This window comes from Klebsiella sp. YJ, from assembly GCF_002108615.1.
Classification (GTDB): domain Bacteria; phylum Pseudomonadota; class Gammaproteobacteria; order Enterobacterales; family Enterobacteriaceae; genus Klebsiella; species Klebsiella planticola.
In genome coordinates this window covers 1-1,200 of sequence record NZ_MTEG01000095.1, presented here as the reverse complement: position 1 = coordinate 1,200, position 1,200 = coordinate 1, and the positions used below count along the sequence as shown (strand labels likewise).

General features: G+C 48.1%; 1 protein-coding gene and 1 pseudogene. One reads left to right on the top strand and one right to left on the bottom strand.

Translation table 11 applies throughout. The features are described 5' to 3' along the window. Window positions 1-98 precede the first annotated feature (98 nt). A complete protein-coding gene (locus BV390_RS30315) occupies window positions 99-677 on the bottom strand; it encodes a recombinase family protein (RefSeq protein WP_023332878.1) in 579 nt (192 codons plus the stop codon). Window positions 678-824: 147 nt separating this feature from the next. On the opposite strand from BV390_RS30315, the pseudogene BV390_RS30310 reads away from it, so the two are divergent. Beyond that, window positions 825-1,094: pseudogene (locus tag BV390_RS30310) on the top strand (DUF4158 domain-containing protein); the annotation flags it as partial. Window positions 1,095-1,200: the final 106 nt, after the last annotated feature.

Here is a 1,200-nt window from a genome sequence, read left to right as displayed (position 1 = left end):
ACCAACCCCACCTAAAATCGCTAAGAGCGAATCCATTTTTACCTCTAAAATAATGTAGTTAATTTTATTGTTAAGTCTGAAATTACATTAAATCACACCTACCCAACTACCTTACGAGCAAGCGTTCGATAAACAGTTGGCCGCGAAACAGAAAATAATTCAGCCAGATCGCTGATCGAGTACTGCCCGGTTTCATGCATCCGGCACAATTCTTTTTGTTGTTTATCAGATAATTTTGGCTGTTTTCCTCGTAACTTTCCCTTCGCACGCGCAATGGCCATTCCTTCCCGGGTGCGCAGCCTTATCAGATCACCTTCAAACTCGGCGAAAGTGGCCAGTACGTTGAAGAACATTTTCCCCATCGGGTCTACCGGATCATAGATGCTGGTTCCCAGTGCCAGTTTTACGCCTCTGGCCTGCAGGGCATCGGCAATTTGACGCGCATCCGGTACCGAACGGGCCAGACGGTCAAGTTTTGGCACGACCAGTGTGTCACCACTGCGAACAGCGGCCAGTGCTTGGTCCAGACCCGGTCTCTGCCGGTTTGAACCGGTCAGCCCTTTGTCGAGGTAAATCCTGTCCGGTGAAACACCGAGTTTCACCAGCGCTTCCTGCTGTGCGGTCAAATCCTGCTTATCAGTGGAGCACCGAGCATAGCCGATCCGTATTTCAGTCATAAATGTGTACGTTTAAGGGGCCATGAAAGAGATTGATACCGTACCAGTTATATGAGACAACTTCAGCAGCGATTTATGGCAGATGCGAAAATTTATTTAACTGTCCGTTGAACGATCCTCTTACGGACACGATTAATCGAGGTCAGGATGACAACTCGTGATCAAGCTACAGGCAAAAGTGAACGACTGGCGGTTTTAAACAGTGCTGAGCAGGAAGCGCTGTATAGTCTTCCTGATTTCGATGATACACAGCGGCTGGAGTTTCTGGCGCTGGATGAATCCGAACTGGCTCTGGCCTGTAGTCGTCAGGGGCTTCCTGCCCAGATTTATTGCATTCATCAGATCGCTTACTTTAAAGCCAAACACCTATTTTTCCGCTTCGGGTGGAGTGATGTTAAGGATGACAGCAACTTTATCCGGCACTGTTGCAAATAGTCGGTGGTGATAAACTTATCATCCCCTTTTGCTGATGGAGCTGCACATGAACCCATTCAAAGGCCGGCATTTTCAGCGTGACATCATT